This is a genomic window from Paenibacillus sp. J2TS4, assembly GCF_018403245.1.
GTDB lineage: Bacteria > Bacillota > Bacilli > Paenibacillales > NBRC-103111 > Paenibacillus_L.
Window position 1 is genome coordinate 66,471 of sequence record NZ_BOSH01000002.1, and the last position, 21,962, is coordinate 88,432.

Sequence of the window (21,962 nt, forward strand, 5' to 3'; positions counted from 1 at the left end):
CAGGGCGATCTTCCCTGACGGTTTTTCTTATTCTAGATCACAATATTTTTTATGATTTTGCACAAATAGAGTCCGGAAATTTATTTACACTTTATACAACATCATATCAAACCGTGATTTATAAGTCTATATTTTTTTAGCCGAGTATGCAAAAATAATTTTTTCTGAAGTCAGAATTAAATATATTTGGGGGGGAAACACGATATGACAACTTCACTTGAAGAATTGAATAGAAAAGAGCGATCATCATGGTGTTCGGTCGTAGCAATTGCGCTTGGGGGTTTTTCATTAGTCATTGCCGAACTTTTGCCTGTGGGCTTGCTGACCGAAATTAGTAAAGATTTGCAGGTAACCGAGGGAACAGCCGGGTTGATGGTCACCGGTACCGGTTTATTGGCGGCTATCGGGGCTCCAGTCATTACGATTGCCATCGCCGTTTGGACAGACGAATTGTTTTATTGGGACTTACTCTTATGCTTCTTGTTTCAAGCGGTATCTCAGCGATAACGTTTTCCTTTCCCGTCATGATGATGGCAAGAATCATCTTGGGATTTGGTGTTGGCGGTTATTGGGCGGTTGCTATAGCTTCTTCCGCGAGGCTGGTTCCAAAGCAAAAAGTAGCCCGTGCGGTTGCGGTTATTTCGGCCGGTATATCCACAGCAATGGTTATCAGCGTGCCTTTTGCTACATTTATTGGTTCCCATTTTAACTGGAGAATTACATTCATTGCCTCAACAATACTTGCTTTTTTCGTTTTTCTCCTACAGTTTGTATTTCTGCCAAAACTTCCTACGGAAAAAGGGCTTGGTGTATCCGACTTTTTCGGTATACTCCGAAACAGAAACATGCAGATTGTTTTAATCTCAGCCGTTTTTTCGATAAGCGGGCACTTTGCGGCTTATACTTTTATAACACCTTTCTTTCAACAAGTGACGGTAATCGGTCCAACTCTACTTAGCATATTAATGCTTGGAAACGGGATTATGGGAATCGTTGGCAATGTGTTAGGCGGCATTGCGATTGGACGTAATCTTCATAGAACGATGGTCACTACGATGGCTTTGTTCACCATTGCTCTGATGATGGTGGGCTTGTTTGGACAAAGTTTAATTGCTGCAACGACAGGGCTGCTCATATGGGCACTCGCTTTTGGCATTATTCCACTGGGTATGCAGGTATGGGCGCAGGCATCCTCGCCTCAAGCACCCGAAGCTGCTCAAGCCATGATTACAACCGTAAGCCAATTATCGATTTCTTTTGGATCTCTGTTAGGTGGAATTATTGTAGATGCTATTAATTTGACAGCTATCATGTGGATGGGGGGAGGGATGTCTGCCTTATCACTTGTGGTAGTATCCTTTTTTGGAAAAAGAGCCGCGACAGCTGAAACATAACAAGCTGTAAGCATCCACTATTATCATTTGGAAAGGAGGTCATTCGGATCGATGAGCAAGAGTTTGAAGAGGGCATCCGCATCATTGCCGAAGAACTGGAACGTGCCCAATATACAAGCAGCTCCCCTAAGCCATTCTTTTGGTCACTATATGTACGAAGTTGAACCGAGTAAGATTATCTCAGAATTAGAAATTAAAAACGAGGAGCATGCAGATGATTGAAGAGTTAATTGATGGCGGAGAAGTGCTCTTGGCGCTTGTAGCAGAAGGATTGTCGAATAAAGAGATTGCGAGACGCCTCTTTATAAGCGAAGGATCCGTACGCAATTATGTGACACCGCTCTTGGAGAAGCTTCAGCTCCGCGACAGGACTCAATTGGCTATTTTTTATCTGAATCATTATTGACAAACAGGCGTCTTCGTTGTTAGTTATTGTCGATTCGCGCTTAAAGACGCGCAATTCTGCATGTCTTTTTGACGGTTTCGCCCGGAAATCCGCTAAGACATGCAACTATGCAGGTCAATTTAATTTTTTGGCCGATTTTGAGGTTTTGTTAAGGAATGACGTGTATTTTTGCTCGTCTTTCTCGTTATTTACTGGATTCGCGCCAAGGACGTGTACTTCTGCATGTCTTTTGGATGCTTTCGCCCGGAAATCGCAAAGCCATGCAGCTACTCCCCGGCCGACTATGCGGATCCATTTGACTTTTTGGCCGATTCGTAGGTTTTGTTGGCGAACAATCCGCATCGGTAGATAATAACTGCACTCCCGTCACGGAAGCGATGATTCGTTCCCTTAACCTAATAGGGCATGTTAGCGGTACCTGTCGTCACATGCGACTATAAGCTTACCAGCTATGATTCCCAAGGTCAATGTACGTTCTTTCACGGTAGACCCATTAAGAATAAACGCTCGAAGTACAAGCATTTGCGAAAGCAATTGCAGCAACTAGGGACAGCCTCCGCTCGCCGGAAGTTAAAGCGAATCGGGGGACGAGAAAATCGCTGGATGACAGATATCAATCACCGGATATCCAAGGCACTCGTCCGCCGATATGGGGCCCATACGTTGTTTGTACTGGAAGACTTAACGGGTGTTCGAAACCGTACAGAGCGGGTTCGGGTCCAGGATCGTTATGAAACCGTCTGTTGGTCCTTCTATCAACTGCGCCAGATGATCACGTATAAGGCCATCCTCCATGAAGGCAAAGTGATCGCGGTCGATCCCCGTTACACGTCACAAGCCCGCCCCAAATGTGAGCATACAGAGAGAGCCAATCGGGATAAGAAGAGGCACTGCTTCTGTTGTCAGAAGTGCGGGTATCGCTCGAATGATGATCGCATTGGCGCTATGAATCTTCAGCGCATTGGAATCCAGTACATCGCTGAAGTGGCTGTGTAGGTATACCTATGCAGTCGGGCAGCAGTCAACCTGCCTATGGTAACGCCACCCCAAGGAAGGAGGCTAACCGCCGTACTCACTTCCGGGCAGTTACAAGTTCGTGACTTGAGTCATGAGTTGTTGACGCAATGAATGGGGAGGCTGTCTCACCAAGGTCAGAAATGATCCGTGAGATAGCTTGTTTTTTGTTTGGACATCAGAATCCCCGAAACCGCTTAAACCGCTCGCTCGTTCTGATGAGCGGTGTTTTGTATTTGCTAATTTGGCTTACTTGTTATTGATTCCTGCGCAATCATTTGATATAGTAGTAATCGATAATGATAATCGTTATCAATTGAAGACCGAGTTTACAGGAAGGACTATTCCATTTATCAAAAATAAAGGATGGCGAGGAGTAGAGAGATGGGCACAGAGCAAATTTTTGACGTTACGATTATTGGTGGCGGCCCTGCGGGATTGTTCGCTGCATTCTATAGCGGTTTGCGCGAGATGAAGACAAAGATTATCGAGTTTCAGCCTTTTCTCGGCGGCAAGGTTCATGTATATCCGGAGAAGATGATTTGGGATGTTGGAGGGCTGACACCCGTCACCGGTGCCCAATTGATCGAGCGAATGGTGGCGCAAGGCCTAACCTTCGATCCGGAAGTGGTACTGGGGCAAAAAGTGACTTCCCTGTCTAAAGATGAAAACGGCCTGTTCACTTTACATACTCCATCCCAGAAGCATTACTCCAGAACGGTCATTCTGGCTGTAGGCGGCGGTATCCTGAACCCAACCAAGCTAAATATTGATGGCGCTGAGCGATTTGAAGTAACCAACTTGCATTATACCGTCAAATCCCTGGCCCGTTTTCGAGGGAGAACCGTCCTGATTTCAGGCGGCGGCAATGCGGCTATCGACTGGGCCAATGAACTGGAGCCGATTGCGAATAAAGTTTATTTGACCTATCGGAAAGAAATGCTGAACGGACATGAAGCCCAAGTCACGCGGCTGTTAAGCAGCTCTGTCGAATGCTTGTTCAATACGACGATCGAGAAGCTGGTGGCGGCGCCAGACCATGAAACGATTGATAAAGTGTTATTGAACCGTAACGAAGATGGGGAAAAAATAGAACTCGCCGTAGACGATGTCATTATTAATCATGGCTACGAGCGGGATAAAGATTTGCTGGAGAATAGCGAATTGAAAATAGCGATGGAAAATGAATACTATGTAGCCGGCAGTGCGATGAGCGAGACATCGGTCAAGGGGCTGTACGCGGCCGGGGACATTTTGCATCACGAAGGGAAGCTCCATTTGATTGCCGGGGCATTCCAGGACGCCGCCAACGCAGTCAATAAAGCGAAGCAATACATCTCGCCCGATGCGAAGGCCTGCGGGATGGTTTCTTCTCACAATGAACTCTTTGAGCACAAAAACCGGGAAATGATGAAGCATTTATACAGGGAGGATGTGACCTCGCAGTTAGCAGGAACGATTAGGGGGCAGGAATAGAAAATTCCCCTATTCTGAATATGTTTGATAATCATCACCTCATGAGATATTGTGTATCTTAATGGGTGATTTTTTTCTTGACAATCCCATTCGATGTAACTATTATAGTTATATCGGAAAGAGGAGGCGAACAGAATGGCTGTAGCAAGCAGGTACACGGTCGCGATTCATGCATTAACGTGGATTGCAGAGATGACGATGAATAAAGACGACTACGTTCCTTCTAACCAGGTAGCTGTCAGTGTAGGAACCAGTCCGGTTTTCATCCGGCGCATCTTGGGGCAGCTTAGAAAAGCGGGAATAGTGATTGTAAAACATGGGGGTACAGATACGGGCTGGAGATTGGCGAGAAACCCGGAAGCCATTTCATTGTTAGAGGTGTATGAAGCACTGGAACAAAAGCCTTTATTTGAACTTCATCACAGTACGCCAAGCAATAGCTGTCTTATCGCCCAAGGAATTCAACCTGCATTGAGCCATCTGTATGGCCAAACGGAGGATGCCATGAAGCAGCAATTGTCCATGTACTCCATTTCAGATGTATTAAAAGAAACTCTTGCTCATGCCTCTGAAAAGAAGAGTTAACCAGGGGCGAATTTTTTTTACGCATCAATGTAACTAATATAGTTATATTGAAAATCGACTTTGACCAAAAATAGAGTGATGATTACCGGGAGGGAAAAGATAATGAAGAGTTGGAGCGTATACCTTTTGACAGTTGGTGTATTTTTAGCAGGCACAGCGGAATATATGATTGCGGGTGTATTGAACATGGTCTCCACCAATTTACAAATCAGTATAGCATTGGCTGGGCAATTGGTGACCGCCTATGCGCTAGCAAATGCCATTGGAGCTCCTGTCATAGTTATGCTCACTGCGCGGGCGGATAGAAAAAAAGTAATGATTGGAGCCATGTGTTTATTTACTGCAGGAAATTTAATCGCTTGGTGGAGTCCGAATTTTGCAGTATTGCTAGGCTCGCGTATTTTGCTTGGATTAAGCGGCGGGATTTTTACAGTTGTCGCAATGAGCACGGTCTCTAAACTCGTGCCGCCAGGGAAGCTGGGGAATGCCATTGGCATACTGACAATGGGACTTAGCGGCTCTCTAGTATTTGGAGTGCCATTGGGAGTGGCTCTTAGCGGTTGGGTGGGCTGGCGTGCGGCTTTCAGTGTACTTGCTGCAGCAAATCTTCTCATCATGATCGGTATTGCGCGGTTGATTCCGGCCTTGCCGGGGAGGAAAGCGATCCCGTTCAAGCAGCAATCCGCTATATTTAGAAACCGTAAAGTAGTCAGCGGCTTTTTCATGACGTTATTCTGGATTGGGGGCTATGCGGTCGCTTATACTTTTTTGACCCCTTTCTTGCGTGAGACGGTGAATATGGATACAGCCGCTATCAGCATGACTTTATTTGTATTGGGGGTATTTGCCATGTTAGGTTCCCGTTTGGGCGGATACGGAGCGGATCGCTGGGGGGTGGTCAAGACAGTTGTGGTCAGCTTGATCATACACGCTGTTGCGCTATCGTTCTTACCGCTTCTAAATGGAACTATGGTGTCCACAATAATGATCATTGCGATCTGGATTGGTTCAGCCTGGATGACTTCGCCTACTTTGCAAACCTATTTCATCCAACAAAACCCACAATCTCCCGATTTGGCCTTAAGTTTGAATACTTCGGTGCTGCAATTAGGGATTGCTATGGGAGCTGGATTCGGAGGGATTGTAGTAAATGCAACCGGTACAGTAACGACAATGCCGTGGATAGGTGCAGGTGTAGTTATTTTAGCCTTGGCTGCAGCAGCGATTTCATTCTCTCTTCGACCAAGTCGTGGAAGCGAGCAGGGTAAAAGATAACTGCATTTGATTACAAGAAGAAGCGGTTTCACCGTCTTTAGAAGACGGATGCGTTTCTTAAGGGGATATCGAATGGTTGTCGGCTAGTAAAAAAAAGCAGAAGATTTACTTCTGCTTCCCGCTATATTGCAAATGCAATATCGGATAAGGACGGCCTGCGCTGTCTGTCGCATCTTCGCTGACAATCGAAAAGCCGCCTTTCAAGTAGAACATGACCGCGTTCTCGTTTTGCTTATTTACATCAACGGCCGTCACGCCAAAATCACTGATTAACGATCGGATGATTTGTTTTCCGTATCCTTTGCCAGTTTGACGAGGATCCAAAAACAACATTTCCAAGTGATTTCCATTTGTGGCTGAAAAGCCTATTAAAGAGCTTTCGGCATACCAAAGCCGTACATCGAGATTAGGAAAATACGAAGGGATTTCTCTCTTCATTTCCTGTATATCGTTGAAACTCACAAAATGATGAGTGGCCGTTACAGATTGTTCCCACAGATTTAAAATCAAGGCATAGTCATTTGTTGTTGCTTTTCTATTTCGCATAAAAGTCTCTCCTTTTCTTTTCTTGGTTTATCACGCTCCTTTCCATGGCTAATTGAAGATGGTAATCGTGTATCTCCAGTCCGTATATAATTTCATATTTACCGCTCTTTTCATATAAGATTTAGTCTTTTACAATCAGACTTTACATTTCTTCACCTATTATATCAAAACAAAACGGTGGAAGAGGTCATGGAAGAAAATTCGACTCATTTTTGCGACTCGTTTGAAATGCTGTGCGATGCATTGCAGTTGAGACAGGATGAATTAAAAGGAACAAACGGAATAGGCAACAGGCTCTGACTTGGTTGAAGTCAGAGCCGTTTTTGTTTTCTCCTCGGCTCCTGTTCAAGCCGATCCTGAGGGTACGTTCCCGCCGTATACGCTGCGTGCGATAACTTCCGCCACTTCCGATTTATGGGCCAGATACGCGTCGAGGGAAAGGCTGCCGCCTGCGAGACGCATGTCCAGTTGTTCCGTCAGTTCGGCAACTTGCAGATCGATGACGTTCTGTACCTCGGCCTCGTTAGCGGCGGCGATGTCCGCCAGCGATTTGCCTTCATACAAGGCGTCGTATAATTCCTCATCCGACGTAGCGCCAAGCGCATGAAGCAAAGGATCTTGGCCGGCGGCGTCTTGAAGCGTTCTGCCGCTTCCGGCAATTTTGCTGAGAATCTTATATTTATCGACGCAAGCAGCGGCACTCTTCTCGTCATTCCATACGATGCCAATGGCGATGGCGGCCGCCATCGTACAGACGATCACGATTCGTTTGGAACTCATAAGCATAAATCCTCGTTTCCGGGGTCGTATTATGTAAGCATTCTTTCGCCTAACCTTCTTCTACGGAATTGGACCTCTTTTGGTTGCAAAAAAAAGCTGCCGGATTTGCACCAAGCTATCCCTTGCACGAGGGGGTTCCTTGCGAGGAACCTTTTTCTCTTGTAACAGTCAAAATATTGCACGCTTCAGCAAAAATTTGAACCCGTAACGATCGCTTATTTCGCTTATATTGGTAGCAAGCAATGAAAGAAAGCGAAGGGAGCTTGCTATGGTGTGGAAAAATGCGACCGAAGACGCCGTCGCCAAAACGTTAGACAACATCGGCCGATTCGGGGAGAAGAGCATATGTATAAAAAGGAAATGCGGCCGATTCGTTGTCCTGCTACAATGAAAGTAAAGCAGCATGGAAGAGGCGCGAGTAAACATGTTCAAGTTGACCTATTACCGAAGAATACAGTTGTCGTTTCTCATCTTCATTTTTTTGCCTATCATTGCAGTGTCGGTTATCTCTTTCGTTCTCATTAAGCAGACCATGGTAGAGAAGCTGCAATTAACCAACGATAATTTCCTGAATGTGATGATCGATGAAATAGGCAAGACGATCGACGATGTAACGTTTGCCTCGCACTTTATTGTCAATGACTCGAGCTTTAGGGAATACCTGAAAAAATTCGCAGATACGGATCGAATTCGCACTTTCGAAGATTATACGAACTTTACGCAGATCAAAGACGTATTTTCCCTGATCACATCGAAACCGTTGAATAACCATACCCGCATGTATCTGGTTAACAGAGAGCGGTTTATTATTTCTTCCAATACGGAAGAGTTGACGCCCGTCAGCCAGAACCTGGATTTTTTGCTGGGAAAAGTGGATTTGAACCGACCGGAAACACTCCAATGGCTCGGCATGGCGACCGACCAAACCACGAAGAAGAGCAGTTACTATATCGCCCGGGTCATCCATGACAGCAGCGACAAGAAATTCCTGTCGGTCCTCCTGATCGGCGTTTCCGAGTCCTATTTCGAAGATCTGTTGAAGCCGGTGGAGTTCGGGAGGGTAGCTCTGTTCGACGCGGAAGGGAATCGCATCGCCGGCAATAAGGACCTTTCGCCGCATGGATCGGCGCCCGCCAATTCAAAGTTGCGGTCGGAAGTCTCGCTGGACAAAACAAATTGGACTCTCGTTTACGAGGCGTCCCAAGAAGCGTTCACGGGCGAAATTTCAAGAACGTTTTATGCCGGAATTGCCGCTGTTTTCTTATTCTTTATCATTTTTTCCATATCGTCCATATTTATTGCGAAAAGATTGCACATGCCCATTCAAAAGCTGCAGCGCGTGGTCCGCCAATTCGGTACGGGCAACCTTGACGCAAGGCTTGAGGTCAGGGGCAAGGACGATATCGCCGAACTGGGGCTTACGTTAAATACGATGCTGGCTCAGCTTCAAGGTTTGATTTACGACATCGAGCAGGAGCAGGAACAGAAGAGGGTGATGGAACTGGAGGCATTGTTTATGCAAATCCGGCCTCACTTTCTGATCAACACGCTGAATTCGATCAAATGCAGCTTGATCTTGCACAAGGATCGGCTTCACAGCGGAATCATCGATTCACTTATGAGCCTGTTGCGGGCGTACCTCAAGCTCAATGAACCGGCAACCTTGCAGGAAGAATGCAAGCTGCTTGGTCATTACGTCGATATTATGAAAATTCGGAACGAAATTCCGCTGGAACTGAAGGTTGATCTGGAACCGGGACTGGAGCAGACGGTGATCCCTAAATTGATTCTGCAGCCGTTAATCGAGAACGCCATCGTGCACGGACTGATGGATAAGCATGATGCGGTCATTACCGTTCGCGCCAGAAGCGGGGATGGCATTGCCGTCGAAATCGAGGATAACGGATGCGGCATGGGGGAGGAGCTTATGAAGGAACTGAATGGCCGGCTGTCGTCCGACGATACGGAAGCCTATTCCTCCTACGAAAGGGTGGGGCTGATCAATGTGATCCAAAGGTTAAGGCTGACATTCGGTCCGTCCGCCACTTTGACGCTCCGCTCCAATCCGCTCGGAGGGATAAGCGCCGTCCTTCATATTCCTGTAGGAGAACGAAACCTTTTCTTGACGGGGGGGACGACACTATGATGCATAAAGTCATGTTAATTGATGACGATGTGCCAATGCTGAAAGTGCTGCGGCAAATGATCGACTGGGAATCGCTCAATCTGCATATCGTCGGGACAACCTATTCGAGCGCCAAGGCACTGCATATGTTTAAAGAAACGGCGCCGGACATCGTTATTACTGACATCGGCTTGCCGCAGACGAACGGAATTGAGCTTGCGGCCGCGTTTGCCCGGATGCAGCCGGACATTCGAGTTATCTTTTTGACCTGCCACGAGGATTTTCATTACGCCCAGAGCGCGGTAAGGTTGAATGCGGACGATTACTTGCTCAAAGATCAGTTAACGGAGGAGCAGTTGGAGCAAAGTTTAAGAAAATCGATACGTTTGCTGAAGGCGAAAGCGACCAGAATCGATCATGAGACGTCCAATTACAACAGTGAGCTTTTCAAACAAGGCTTGTTTCAGAGAGTCATCGACGGCGTTCATCCCGAAACGACGCTAGGGTATGCGGCTCAGCTGGGCATTTCGTGGGGATACCCCTGGTTTATGCTGGGGATCGTCCATCTCAATTATTCTCCTTATGAACAATTGTACGACCAAAGCGACCTTTCGTTGATTTTGTATGCCATTTACAACATTGCGGCGGAGTTGTCCGCATCGTACGAGGGCATCACGCCGTTTATGGAACAGGACCACCTTGCCGTTTTATATAACTATCGGCTTAATTTGGCGAATAACGCGAATCAGCATTTCCACAAGTATTTGCAGGATCTGCGGTGGCGCTGCTCTCAATTTATAAAGGTACGGTTAAGTACGGTCGCCGTTACGGATAAAATGCTGGTGCAGTCGATCGGACCCGTCTACCATTCAATGGTTCACCGTAAGAACGAATTTTATGAGAGCGACGAATTGACGGTTTCGGAAATCAATCGTTTTGCGCAAAATTTATTCCTGCCGTCCCCCCAAGGATTTCTCGACCCGTATAAACCGGAGCTTGAACGGGCCTTGCTGAAGAACGACATCGATGCTGTTCGTCGCGCCGTTGCAAATGTAGGCAAGGCAGCGCAAGAACAAAGAATAGAGCCGGGCGAATTCGCGAGAGACGTATCGTATCTGCTGCGCAGTATTGAAATGATGTTTGGAAGCCCGAATTCGGACGAGGCGTTTTATTTCTATTTATCCTCCGCAAGGACATTGCGGGACGCGATGGATTTGGCGGGGAACAAACTCGTGCGAATCGCGCAGAACCGGCAGGGACCGAGCCCTGCCGTACGGGAACCGAAGCTGCAGGTCATTCAGCAATATATCGACCGGCATTTATCGGAGAATATTACGTCTATAGACATGGCCCGTTATTTATTTCTTAATCCGAGTTATTTCTCGCGTTACTTCAAGCGGTTGACCGGCATTAATTTTACGGATTACGTTCATCAATACAAGATGAAGATTGCCGCGAAAATGTTGACGACGTCCAGCCAAACCCTCGAATCGCTGGCAATGGGTCTGGGGTACTCGGACCGAACCTATTTCTCGAAGGTGTTCAAGAAATATATAGGCATGACTCCCAGCGACTATAAAACGCGGCACTCCGTAGGAAGATAATAAATCGGGATCTCCGGCTGACAACCTGTCCAATAGCGATATGGGCAGGTTGTTTTTATTTCAGGAATGATTGTTCTTTAAAAAAGTCAAAATATTTCACATAGCTGGTCAGAATCCATCCTTTGAGCGGCAGGACGTTTGATTATGATTAGTAGCAACGAACAAAATGTTGAGGTGATACAACGTGGATGTTGCTAAACAAACCGCGCCCGAAAGTTTTCCCAAACCCCGGAAGTTTTGGACTCTGCAGCGAAAGGAAGCACTGATCGGTTGGCTCTTTCTTGGGCCGGAGATCGTGGGCATGTTGCTGCTCAACGTATTTGCCCTCGGTTTTTCGCTTTACCTGAGCTTTTCATCCTGGGATTTGCTATCGGGGATCAAGGGAATTAAATTCGTCGGGCTCGAAAATTATATTTATATGTTTCAGGATCCGACTATCCTGCAAGCGTTGAAAAATAATTTGATCTATACGATTTTCACGGTTCCGGTTCCGATCGCCATCGCCCTGGTGCTGGCGGTTCTGATCCAAAGCAGAGTATATTTGAAGGATTATTTCAAAGTGGCGTTTTTCATCCCCTATATCTCGTCCATTATTGCGGTAGCCGCCGTATGGAGCGCTTTGTTCCATCCTTCCCTCGGCCCGATCAATCAGTTTCTGATGGACATTGGAATATCCAACCCGCCGAAATGGCTGGCCGATCCGAAGACGTCCCTGTTATCCGTCGCGATTATCAGCGCCTGGGCGGGGCTCGGTTATACGATCATCATTTATTTGGCCGGTCTGACGAACATTTCGGAAGAGCTGTACGAAGCCGCGGAAATCGACGGGGCAACCGCATTGCAGAAATTTTTCAAAATAACCATTCCTTTGCTGCGTCCGACGACGTTCTTCCTGTTCATCACGATGCTGATCGGATCGTTCAAAGTTTTCGACGTTGTTTCTTTCCTGACCGATGGCGGCCCGAACAATTCCTCGACTGTGCTTGTCTACCGCATATACGAGGAAGGCTTCAAATTTTATAACATGGGCTACGCGTCCGCGATTTCCTGGCTGCTGTTTGCCATTATCGGGCTTGTAACGGCGCTCACCTGGAAGATGAGACAAGAAGATACGCTATAATTTTGAGGAGGGATCGTCTTGCTGCTTGTTCGCAAAAATTTTGCAAAAATTATTACGACTGTAGTTATGGCAGGGATATCCGTCATCTTCCTGATTCCATTAATATGGATGGTGTCGGCGGCCTTCAAGTTTGAAAAAGATGTGATGCGCTTTCCGATTCAATGGATTCCCGAGAAGATCAACGTGCTGTACAACTTTAAAACCGTCTGGATGGGGAAAGTGCCTTTTTATCACTTTTATGCTAACTCGTTGCTAGTTGCGGTCATTACGACATGCATTGCCCTTGTTATATCGTCGATGTCGGCTTACGCCTTGACCAAATTGCGGTTCCGGGGAAGAAATCTGGTGTTTCTGGCCCTTATATCGTTTATGATTATACCGGACCAGGCGACGCTGATTCCGCGGTTCCTGCTGATCCGCTGGTTCGGCCTTTACGATACGCATGCCGCGCTGATTCTGATGAGCATGTTTTCGATCTATTTCACTTTTCTGCTGCGCCAGTTCATGGCCGGTGTCAGCGACGAATTTATCGAAGCGGCGAAGATTGACGGCGCGGGCCATATCCGAACGTTCGTGTCCATTATGCTCCCGCTATGCAAGCCGGTGCTGGCCACCGTGGCGATCATTAAATTTATTTGGACCTGGAACGATTACCAGAATCCGCTCATTTTCCTGCTTAGTAAGGAACTGTATACGATTCCGCTTGGAATGACGCTATTTAGGGATGATTATACGAACAATTATGCGATTATGATGATGGCCGCCTTGTCAGCCATTGTTCCGCTGGTGATCGTCTTTATTACGATGCAGAGACAAGTCATTAACGGGATTTCGCTCGGCGGTGTGAAGGGCTGAGTTCGGCGCAAAAGGTCAAAATCGTCTGCCCAGGACCTCAAAATTTTGCACTTGGCCGCGGACGTCCGTGTTTATACTGATGTTGAAAGTTATTCGAACCATATATAGTAACGGGGGTTGAAGCAAAATGAACCAAAAAAGCAAACGCGGTATTTCATTATTGCTTAGTCTGTCGCTGATGCTGATCCTGTTGTTGAGCGCATGCGGCAAATCCGGCTCCGAGCCGGGGACCGGCGACTCAGGCAATGCCGGCGGGAATCAGGAACAAGTGACCATCAAGTATTACAACTGGGACAACGAGGCGCAGTCAGTCAGCACCGATGCCATGCTGGAAGAGTTCATGAAAGAAAATCCGGATATCAAGGTCGAGCATGTCGTGCTCGTTCCCGGCGATTCCGTGGAAATGATGAAGAAGCTCGATTTTCTCATTTCTTCCGGGGAAGCGGTCGACGTAGTGCAGTTGCCGAGCCTCAGCGACGTTCTCTTGCGGGCGAGCCGGGGCGCGCTGACTCCGTTGAATGAGTTCTACGAGAAAAACAACCTGGTGCCCGAAGACGAATATTATGTCAATCCGAAAATTGACGGCAAATATTACGGCATGCAGTACACGAAGAGCGTCAATTACGTGATGTTGAACAAAGACATGCTGGATGAGGCAGGGCTTCCGGTGCCGACCTACGGCTGGACTTGGGACGATTTCCGCGATTATGCCAAGAAGCTGACCCAAGGAGAAGGCGTGGACAAGCGTTACGGCACGTACTTTCACACTTGGGAGCTGTACATGAACGCTCCGGCGCAGACAGTAATGAAGGATCCGTTCCTTTACAGCGACGGGACGACGATTATGGCGGATCCGACGTACAAGTACTTCTTCCAATTGCGCAAAGATATGGAGGAAGTAGACAAATCCGCGAAGCCTTATGCGGACGTGCTGGCCGCCAAGCTGAACTACCGGACGGAATTTTTCAACGAAGAAGCCGCAATGATTCTCACCGGCAATTGGACGATTCCCGATGCGGGCAATCAGGAGCAATATCCGCACCAGTTCACAACGGCGTTCGCTCCGGTGCCGCTGCCGCCGCAAGGGGCCGAGCCTAAAGAATACGAGGGCGGCAAGTATTTTACCAGCGGCTCCCAAGTGGCGATGGGCGCGACTTCCAAGCATAAAGACGCGGCGTTCCAATTGATGAGATTCATGACTACAGCCGATTCGCCGGCGAGAGCCGAATTCTCCGGTTGGAAAAAAGCGAATAACAACGCGATTCTGGACCGACTGATTGCCGGCAAGGAAGAATGGTATGATGTAGACTCCTTGAGAAATTCGGTTGCTGGAGAGGAGATCCAATTTTTGGACGGTTCGCAAGTGATGACGACGGCTTCGGCGGAATTGACGAAAATTATCAACGATGGATTCAGCAAATTTATGCTGAGCAATGCGTCGATCGACGAAGTGCAGAAATGGATGGTCGATGAAGCGACGAAAATTATCAATGAAAAAGGAACTATTAAATAATTGAATTTTGCCGAGCTTTTGAGAACTCAGACTAAGCCCCCGTTCGGGGGCTTTTTTCAGTTAGTGGCAATTTTCACTCATCAAGAGTAGGCGTACGAGAGTTTATCTAAAACAGCCCCGATCATTTTCATCCCAACGGAGTGTCCACTTTCTTGACAGAGGTCCAGTATATCCAATAAGAAATTTAGTATGAACTTGAAGCGATCACTGAAAAAGTGAAATATAATAGTGGTACTAAGAAAAGATTGGAAGTGAAAACGTGCAAAAGAATATTCTACTTGTAGAAGATGATATAGATATTTGTAAGTTGGTTACAAGTCACTTGGAACAGGAGAATTTTACAATATTCACTGCATTTGACGGAGAAGAGGCTTTAACTCTTCTTGGAAAAAACAAGGTTGATTTGATCTTGCTTGATTTAATGCTTCCTAAGTTAAGCGGAATGGACTTTTTGAAACAGATAAGATCAACAAATTTAATTCCTGTACTAATAATTTCAGCAAAAGGAAGTGACATAGATAAAGCGTTAGGCCTCGGTTTTGGAGCTGACGATTATATTAGCAAGCCCTTTTCCATGATAGAACTAACCGCCAGGGTACATGCTGCTATTCGGAGGGCAACGCAATATCTTCCGAAAGAGAATCAATCTAAACCTACTACCCTTCATTTTAAGGAGCTTTCCCTTGATCTAAACACCTTTTCTGCACGAGTTAAGGATAAATCTGTCCAACTTACATCAAAGGAGTTTCATATGTTAAAGCTGTTTATGACAAATCAAAGCAGAGTTTTTACAAAGGAGCAAATTTACCATTCTATTTGGGAAGATGACTATTATGGAAATGAAAATGTGATAAATGTACATATCAGAAGGCTTCGGGAAAAAATTGAAGACGATCCGTCTAACCCAAAGTATATTCAGACAATTTGGGGGATCGGATATAAATTGGGTGAATAGCTTATGGTCTTAGTATTTGGCTTAATCGTTATTGTGTTAGTTGTTATCAATGTGTTGCAATACCTTTCCCGAAGAAAATTGAACCAAGACCTGCAAGGAATAATTGAAAAAGTAGCCGACATTTTGGAACAAGCGTCTGCAGAAAAAGTGTTCATTCAAACAGACCAAAAAAATATTCAACTTCTCCTTATTCAAATCAACCGTCTCTTGGACAATAACCAAAAGGTAATTGCGGATTATTCAAAGACAAAAGAAAGTTTAAGAAAAATGCTCTCCAATATGTCACATGATTTGAAAACTCCACTGACTGTTATTTTGGGCTATGTAGAAAAATTAAAACTGGATCAAGAGATGACCGAGAAAGAGCGGAATGAGATCACTTTTCGCCTTCACCAAAAAACGTTAAGTGTAATTGCTCTAATGAATAAATTTTTTGACCTTGTAAAAATAGAATCGGATGATTATGCAATTCCTCTAAGCAGGATATCAATCAATGAAATTTGTCGGAAAAATGTGTTGGAATTTTTTGAGTTGTTACAAGAAACAGGTCTTCAGGTTGAGATTGACATTCCAGAACAACCATATTATATCCTTGGAAACGAAGAGGCGTTAAATCGCATACTCAGCAATTTAATCTCTAACTCCATTCGGTATGGAAGTGATGGTGGAGTGTTTGGTTTAACGCTTCGAGAAGATGGAAAATACATGGCAATAGACATTTGGGATAAAGGAAAAGGAATATCCGAGGTACATCAAGATCGGGTGTTTGAACGGTTATATACGTTAGATGATGCAAGAAATCCGCAATTTCTGGGAAGTGGCCTTGGGTTAAGTATTACAAAACGATTAACGGAATCCATGAAGGGTTCTATTCATCTAAGCAGTAAGCCGTATAAAAAAACGGTCTTTACTTGTGTATTTAAACGTATTACGTATTAATTTTTTAAGAAGAGGTGTTCTGTTAGACCTGCCTTAACGGTTGAAAAGTATTTAAGAAATTTGTAAGGAATGAGAAAGAAAAATGTTATAACTGTTCCTTATGATGAAAGTAGTAAGGGAGGTAAAAAAATGAATGATGTCATTCGAACAAGGGGGCTAACGAAAAAAGCTAATGGTAGAGAGCTTGTTTCTAATATCAACCTTCATATTAAAAAGGGAGAAATTTATGGTTTCCTCGGTCAAAATGGAGCCGGGAAAACAACCATTATGAAAATGCTCACTGGATTAATGATTCCCACAAGTGGAGAAATAGAATTATTTGGTCACTTGTTGACAGAAAAGTCGAAATCGGATTTAAAACGGGTCGGAAGTATCATTGAATATCCCATCTTTTTTGATCATTTAACCGCCATTGAAAATGTAAAACTTCATTGTGAATATTTAGGGTTTTATGATGATAAAGCTGTAAGAGAAGCCTTGGATTTGGTTCACTTAAAGGGTATTGAAAAAAAGCAAGTGAAGAACTTTTCACTCGGGATGAAGCAGCGATTGGGGATTGCCAGAGCGATCATCACGAAGCCTGAACTAATTGTTTTAGATGAACCAACCAATGGGCTGGATCCAATAGGAATCAAGGATGTTCGTGATTTAATCCTTATGCTTAATAAGGATTACGGGATTACCTTTCTTCTTTCAAGTCATATTTTAGGTGAAATGGAACAGATTGTGGACAGGATCGGTGTGATTAATAACGGAAAGTTATTAAATGAAGTCACTTTAGCGGATATTCGAAAGCAACGAACGGATTATATTGAGCTTGTAACGACGGATGTAGAAAAAACAGTTTATTTACTTGAAAGTGAACTCCAGATTTCCAATATGAAAATCATCCAAGATAAAAAAATTCGAATTTACGATTGGACACAATCACCAAATGCCATCTCCAAGATGTTGGTCTTACATGATATAGGGATAGAAGAAATTCAAAAACATACGAGTTCATTGGAAGACTATTTTTATAAGCTAATTAATGAGGGTGGCCATATTGAATAAACTAGTAAAGCTGGAATGGAGAAAATTAAAACAAAAATCTATTTTGGGTGAGGTAGCCATTTACTGGTTTATTCTTATGTTGTTGCCGGTGTTTTTTATAAAAATGGTAAGCGCTGATTTTGGACAGAACTTTGATTCTCTGTTCGAACTTATCCAATCCATCCAGAGGGGGTTAGTCCTGTTTGGAGCATCGATGATCAGTCAGGTTTTCATAGAGGAATATAAAAATAAAACCATCACGCTCTCCTTCGGGTATCCGATTAGCAGAAGAAAACTGTTTGCGGCAAAAGTGTTGTTTATCGCCCTTTTTATCTTTATGACTACCATTGCCTCTTTTCTATTGACAGGTGTGGCAACATATTTGCTTAACCAAATGTTTCCTATTATATATTTTTCAATAACGGGATCGAATATTGTAAGTTACTTTAGTGGTATGATTGTCGGATCGTTTATTGTCACGCTAATTAGTTTCATCCCGCTTTTTTTCTTTGCAATTTGGAAAAGAGCAACGGTTTCAACCGTAATCTGCGCAATAATAGCAATGAATTTACCAAACCTTTCCTCGATTTTTCATTTTAATAATGAGCTTATCATAGTAATACTGTGTTCAATAGGGGCGCTAAGTTTATTCCTTTCTATAAAGACAGCTGACAGGATAGGAGAGATTTAGTTGTGTGTATTACATAATATACGAGAGGGGTTTTTAAATGGAAATTCGTTTAGTGAAAGGTTCAGATCCTGAATATCGAAAAAATAACATTGGCAAGAAACTTTATAATGAATTTTATAATGTTGTTAAAGAGAATGGCAGAAACATTGTCCGCTGTGTAACGTCCCCTGTGAACAAAGTTTCGATTGCCTATCACATCAAGATGGGATTTGAAATTGAAAAAGGAAACAAAGAAGTTGATGGAGTTTCTGTTTTTGCTGATTATGACGGACCAAATCAAGATAGGGTTTTATTTGCTAAGAAATTAGACTAAATGAAACAAGACCAAATGGGGGAGAAATTATTGGAAGAAAGGGGGAAGGAGAAACAAAATGAGCAACAAAATCAAAGCAACAAAAATGGTTATCATCGTATTAGTCTATTATCTTGTCACTTTGTTTGCTGCGGGATTTTTTGGGCTTATACAACCCGATACCGGAATCCCGACCGAGGTTATTCAGCTGACACAGTTTGGTCCAACGTTCGGCGTTGTCATTATCATGTTGCTATTTAGGCGACACTCCCTTCATATTGCATCCGGGTTTCGTTTTAATTCAAATATCCTCCGCCGTTTGCTGATTGTCCTTGCATCGATAGTATTTGTATTTGCAATAGCGATAGGCTGGTATCGGGTATGGGGTGTTTCCGTAGATTTTGTTCACCCCTCAGATCTGTCGAGCCCGTTTTGGCTGATCATCATTGCACAATTTATCGGAGCTGCAGGTGAAGAATTTGGCTGGCGGTGTTTTCTTCAACCCTTCCTACAGACCCGTTTAAGAGTGCTTAATGCCTCTTTGCTTGTCGGTTTGTTATGGGGTATTTGGCATGTTGGTATTTTTTCTGAAGGTTTCATGTTTGCCGGTTTATTTATTTTATCGACTGTTTCCATGTCAGTATTTCTCGGAGAGTTGTTGAGTAGGGCAAAAGGGAACCATCTCATGTTAGCAGTATCGTTTCATGCATTGATGAATCTGGGAATGTTATTACTATTTGATGAAGAAAACGGAAGTCTTTTTGCCATGGCAGCTCTTGCGGGGGCCGTGATGATTTTAGCTTTGAGTTTGCTGCTTTTCAGGTGGAGAACCAAGTATAATAAATTTCCGCGAAAAGATAGACATGATTATTCGGTGATTCCACGGAAATAAAGAAATTTCTGAAATATTACCAGTTGAGCTTTATGTGAATATATCATTTTAGACGAGAGGAGTTTGTAGTTGATGGGCGATTTGAATAACGAAAAAATACCGAAGGAAGCGATTCAAGCATTAAAAATTGTAGAGGAGTTACTTGGCAGTGAGGTAGTCGCGGTATATCTATTTGGTTCTGCCGTAATTGGTGGCTTGCGCATTAACAGTGATGTAGATGTCCTAGTGGTCGTAAATCATAGTTTACCTGAATTAACTCGAAGAAAACTAACAGACAGACTAATGCTTATATCTGGAAAGATTGGAAATACAGATTCTGTGAGACCACTTGAAGTCACGGTTATAAATCATGGAGATGTTGTACCTTGGCGATACCCGCCAAAAAACGAGTTTATCTATGGTGAGTGGCTCAGGGATGAGTTGGAGAAAGGACAAATCCAGGAACCAACTTATGACCCTGATTTGGCTATTGTTTTAGCACAAGTAAGAAAGAATAGCGTTTCACTTTTTGGTCCTGATGCTTCAGATATACTTGAACCCGTGCCAATGACAGATATTCGAAGAGCGATTAGGGAGTCTTTGCCAGGGTTAATTGAGGGTATCAAGGGTGACGAACGCAACGTCATTTTAACCTTAGCCCGAATGTGGCTGACAGTGGCTGTTGGTGAAATTTCTCCAAAAGATGTGGCTGCAGAATGGGCTATACCTCGGTTGCCTAAAGAACATGCGACTTTACTTGACTTAGCTAGAAAAGCCTATCGGGGAGAGTATGTTGATAAGTGGGAAGGACTGGACTCCGGGGTGACAGCACTCGTTAATCATATGAAAAACTCTATAGAGTCTTATCTTAATAGCTGAGCATGATCTCAAAAAAGCGATAACAATGCAATGCAAATATAGACGTATTTTCCTGTAAATTTGTTCAAATGGATGTGGTGCAGCTTTGAAATAAAGTCTGATAAATAATTCCGCATAACCCCAAAGTTGATGGTAAATAAAAAGAATCCATTTTTTAAAAAAATGGATTCTTTTGCGGAACCGATGTTCAAACTCCTTAATCGCTAGTCGATAGTGACATCCAGTTAAGTTAGATTAGAGGATCACGACTTTCTGATCTAATCGCGGTAAAATCTCTTAGAGAACTTAGGGAGAAATAACAAAAGAAAATTTCATTCAAGTGGTCTATTTGAGTGAGCGTCTTCGGTCATTGGGATCTTTTACCCGGCGGGCGAATCCAGCTTGTTCCAATCTGTCAATCACTCCTGTAATCGCACCAATAGTCAGGTTACTTTCCTCAGCAAGATCTCCTGCAGTCAATGTTGTTTGTAGAGTTCTCCATTTCAAATTTAAGTAATCCAACTTGCAAGCATCGCCTCTTTAACAGGTCGGCTTCTATCGTAACATCAATGCTTTCCTAACCGCGTTTCCTATTGTTTCTTCATCCTTGAAATAGTTAACGATAAAACCTCGAAATGCGATCGCTGCCTGTGATAAATAACGATCCTCCCGCCAGATTATCCGAAAAATCCTTTCACCTGCAAGATCCTCGATCGGCAGTTTGACTAAGTCCAACTCTTCCCCACTTTTACAACCACCGACAATGGCGACACCAAATCCAGAACGAACAAGACCGGCGATATTCGCAGGATCTTCAGTTTCACACACCATCTTCGGACGAAATCCAGCTTGAGCGCAAAGGTCATCATTCATTATCCGCAAAGGAGAATTTTCTTTATATCCAACAAAAGGTTCAGCTGACACTTCACTAAGGTTAATCGCTTTGCGATTTGCATATTTATGTCCGTGCGGTACAGCGAGGTAGAGCTTTTCTCGAATCAATGGAATTTCACTGAATCCTTCCTGATGAATCGGCAACGAAGTTAAATAGAAGTCTACTTCTCGTTTTGTTTCTAAGTTCTCGAAATCCTCCATAGATAATTGAAACATCTGTAAATTAACCTCTCGATGTTCAGCCAAAAAGGTCTGCAGAGGTTCTCTAACCTGTTCCATATTCATAATTGCCAGGTGAATACGACCTTGCTTTAAGCCCGATAGATCTTCTATTTCCCGTCGCCCCTCCTCAAGCAAATGGATTGCAGCCTTCGCTTTTGCTTCAAAAGCTTTTCCAAAGGGATTCAAACGAATTTGTCGTCCTTTACGATCAAACAATGGTACACCCAAGTCCTCTTCCAGCCGATGAATCGTTCTACTCAAGGCTGGCTGGGCGATATGAAGTTCTTGCGCGGCTTTCGTAATATGTTCTAACTTAGCAACGGTTAAAAAATATTTAAGTTGTAGCAGTTCCATTCACTTCCCCCTCATTCATTACATTCAGTATATGAATATATATCAAAAGATGTATTTTTTATTATCTAATTACGATTATATAATACATATTGCGAGCTGACAATGCACTTTGATTGATCAATCAGAGCAGCTATAAGGGAGGGAGGAAACAGATATGGGAA

General features: G+C 44.2%; 20 protein-coding genes and 4 pseudogenes. 20 read left to right on the forward strand and 4 right to left on the reverse strand.

Annotated elements, in window-relative coordinates; all coding sequences use genetic code 11:
* The first annotated feature begins 204 nt into the window (after positions 1-204).
* The 8 genes and pseudogenes from KJS69_RS04505 (at position 205) to KJS69_RS04540 (ending at position 6,150) form a co-directional block, all read left to right on the forward strand.
* Positions 205-507: a hypothetical protein gene (locus tag KJS69_RS04505; protein ID WP_213582017.1), complete on the forward strand. Its 303-nt coding sequence runs from the start codon at positions 205-207 to the stop codon at positions 505-507.
* Complete coding sequence (locus KJS69_RS04510; RefSeq protein WP_213582019.1) at positions 474-1,394, forward strand: MFS transporter; 921 nt, start codon at positions 474-476, stop codon at positions 1,392-1,394. The genes KJS69_RS04505 and KJS69_RS04510 overlap by 34 nt, the downstream gene beginning before the upstream one ends.
* 51 nt (positions 1,395-1,445) lie before the next feature.
* The gene (locus tag KJS69_RS04515; RefSeq protein WP_213582021.1) at positions 1,446-1,616 is read left to right on the forward strand and encodes a hypothetical protein; all 171 of its coding nucleotides are present in this window, start codon (positions 1,446-1,448) and stop codon (positions 1,614-1,616) included.
* Positions 1,617-1,641: 25 nt separating this feature from the next.
* Positions 1,642-1,800 (forward strand): annotated as a pseudogene (locus tag KJS69_RS04520) (response regulator transcription factor); the annotation flags it as partial.
* 447 nt (positions 1,801-2,247) lie between these two features.
* Positions 2,248-2,796: pseudogene (locus KJS69_RS04525) on the forward strand (RNA-guided endonuclease TnpB family protein); the annotation flags it as partial.
* Positions 2,797-3,198: 402 nt separating this feature from the next.
* Positions 3,199-4,290, forward strand: a complete 1,092-nt coding sequence (locus tag KJS69_RS04530; protein WP_213582025.1) for an NAD(P)/FAD-dependent oxidoreductase — start codon at positions 3,199-3,201, stop codon at positions 4,288-4,290.
* Between the two features lie 135 nt (positions 4,291-4,425).
* Entirely contained in the window at positions 4,426-4,875 is a 450-nt protein-coding gene (locus KJS69_RS04535) for an RrF2 family transcriptional regulator (protein WP_213582027.1), read from the forward strand.
* 102 nt (positions 4,876-4,977) lie between these two features.
* Positions 4,978-6,150 (forward strand): MFS transporter, encoded by a 1,173-nt coding sequence (locus KJS69_RS04540; protein WP_213582029.1) that lies wholly within the window; start codon positions 4,978-4,980, stop codon positions 6,148-6,150.
* Between the two features lie 105 nt (positions 6,151-6,255).
* Here the strand turns inward: KJS69_RS04540 and KJS69_RS04545 are convergent, their stop codons facing one another.
* Positions 6,256-6,696: a GNAT family N-acetyltransferase gene (locus KJS69_RS04545; protein ID WP_213582031.1), complete on the reverse strand. Its 441-nt coding sequence runs from the start codon at positions 6,694-6,696 to the stop codon at positions 6,256-6,258.
* A 345-nt stretch (positions 6,697-7,041) separates the two neighbouring features.
* Positions 7,042-7,476 carry a hypothetical protein gene (locus KJS69_RS04550; RefSeq protein WP_213582033.1) on the reverse strand — a complete coding sequence of 145 codons (435 nt, stop codon included), beginning with the start codon at positions 7,474-7,476 and terminating at the stop codon, positions 7,042-7,044.
* A gap of 424 nt (positions 7,477-7,900) precedes the next feature.
* Here KJS69_RS04550 and KJS69_RS04555 point away from each other — a divergent pair, with 424 nt between their 5' ends.
* From KJS69_RS04555 to ant(9), 12 genes and pseudogenes are all read left to right on the forward strand, one after another.
* On the forward strand, positions 7,901-9,622 hold the full coding sequence (locus KJS69_RS04555; protein WP_213582035.1) for a cache domain-containing sensor histidine kinase: 1,722 nt from the start codon (positions 7,901-7,903) through the stop codon (positions 9,620-9,622).
* The gene (locus KJS69_RS04560) at positions 9,619-11,205 is read left to right on the forward strand and encodes a response regulator transcription factor (protein WP_249730364.1); all 1,587 of its coding nucleotides are present in this window, start codon (positions 9,619-9,621) and stop codon (positions 11,203-11,205) included. Before KJS69_RS04555 ends, KJS69_RS04560 begins: the two co-directional genes overlap by 4 nt.
* A 184-nt stretch (positions 11,206-11,389) precedes the next feature.
* Entirely contained in the window at positions 11,390-12,325 is a 936-nt protein-coding gene (locus KJS69_RS04565; protein ID WP_213582037.1) for a carbohydrate ABC transporter permease, read from the forward strand.
* A gap of 66 nt (positions 12,326-12,391) precedes the next feature.
* Positions 12,392-13,180, forward strand: a complete 789-nt coding sequence (locus KJS69_RS04570) for a carbohydrate ABC transporter permease (protein WP_213583032.1) — start codon at positions 12,392-12,394, stop codon at positions 13,178-13,180.
* A gap of 127 nt (positions 13,181-13,307) precedes the next feature.
* Positions 13,308-14,693 carry an ABC transporter substrate-binding protein gene (locus KJS69_RS04575; RefSeq protein WP_213582039.1) on the forward strand — a complete coding sequence of 462 codons (1,386 nt, stop codon included), beginning with the start codon at positions 13,308-13,310 and terminating at the stop codon, positions 14,691-14,693.
* Positions 14,694-14,952: 259 nt separating this feature from the next.
* Positions 14,953-15,648, forward strand: coding sequence for a response regulator transcription factor (locus KJS69_RS04580; RefSeq protein ID WP_213582041.1), 696 nt, complete (start codon positions 14,953-14,955; stop codon positions 15,646-15,648).
* 3 nt (positions 15,649-15,651) lie between these two features.
* On the forward strand, positions 15,652-16,587 hold the full coding sequence (locus tag KJS69_RS04585; RefSeq protein WP_213582042.1) for a sensor histidine kinase: 936 nt from the start codon (positions 15,652-15,654) through the stop codon (positions 16,585-16,587).
* Between the two features lie 129 nt (positions 16,588-16,716).
* Positions 16,717-17,640: an ABC transporter ATP-binding protein gene (locus KJS69_RS04590; protein ID WP_213582044.1), complete on the forward strand. Its 924-nt coding sequence runs from the start codon at positions 16,717-16,719 to the stop codon at positions 17,638-17,640.
* Positions 17,624-18,310, forward strand: a complete 687-nt coding sequence (locus KJS69_RS04595; RefSeq protein WP_249730366.1) for an ABC transporter permease — start codon at positions 17,624-17,626, stop codon at positions 18,308-18,310. The genes KJS69_RS04590 and KJS69_RS04595 overlap by 17 nt, the downstream gene beginning before the upstream one ends.
* A gap of 58 nt (positions 18,311-18,368) precedes the next feature.
* A pseudogene (locus KJS69_RS04600) lies at positions 18,369-18,623 on the forward strand (N-acetyltransferase family protein); the annotation flags it as partial.
* Positions 18,624-18,681: 58 nt separating this feature from the next.
* The gene (locus KJS69_RS04605; RefSeq protein WP_213582050.1) at positions 18,682-19,494 is read left to right on the forward strand and encodes a CPBP family intramembrane glutamic endopeptidase; all 813 of its coding nucleotides are present in this window, start codon (positions 18,682-18,684) and stop codon (positions 19,492-19,494) included.
* A gap of 72 nt (positions 19,495-19,566) precedes the next feature.
* Positions 19,567-20,352 (forward strand): aminoglycoside nucleotidyltransferase ANT(9), encoded by a 786-nt coding sequence (ant(9), locus tag KJS69_RS04610; RefSeq protein WP_213582052.1) that lies wholly within the window; start codon positions 19,567-19,569, stop codon positions 20,350-20,352.
* A 336-nt stretch (positions 20,353-20,688) separates the two neighbouring features.
* Here the strand turns inward: ant(9) and KJS69_RS04615 are convergent.
* Positions 20,689-20,811: pseudogene (locus KJS69_RS04615) on the reverse strand (MarR family transcriptional regulator); the annotation flags it as partial.
* A 75-nt stretch (positions 20,812-20,886) separates the two neighbouring features.
* Positions 20,887-21,801: a LysR family transcriptional regulator gene (locus KJS69_RS04620; protein ID WP_213582056.1), complete on the reverse strand. Its 915-nt coding sequence runs from the start codon at positions 21,799-21,801 to the stop codon at positions 20,887-20,889.
* Between the last annotated feature and the right edge of the window lie 161 nt (positions 21,802-21,962).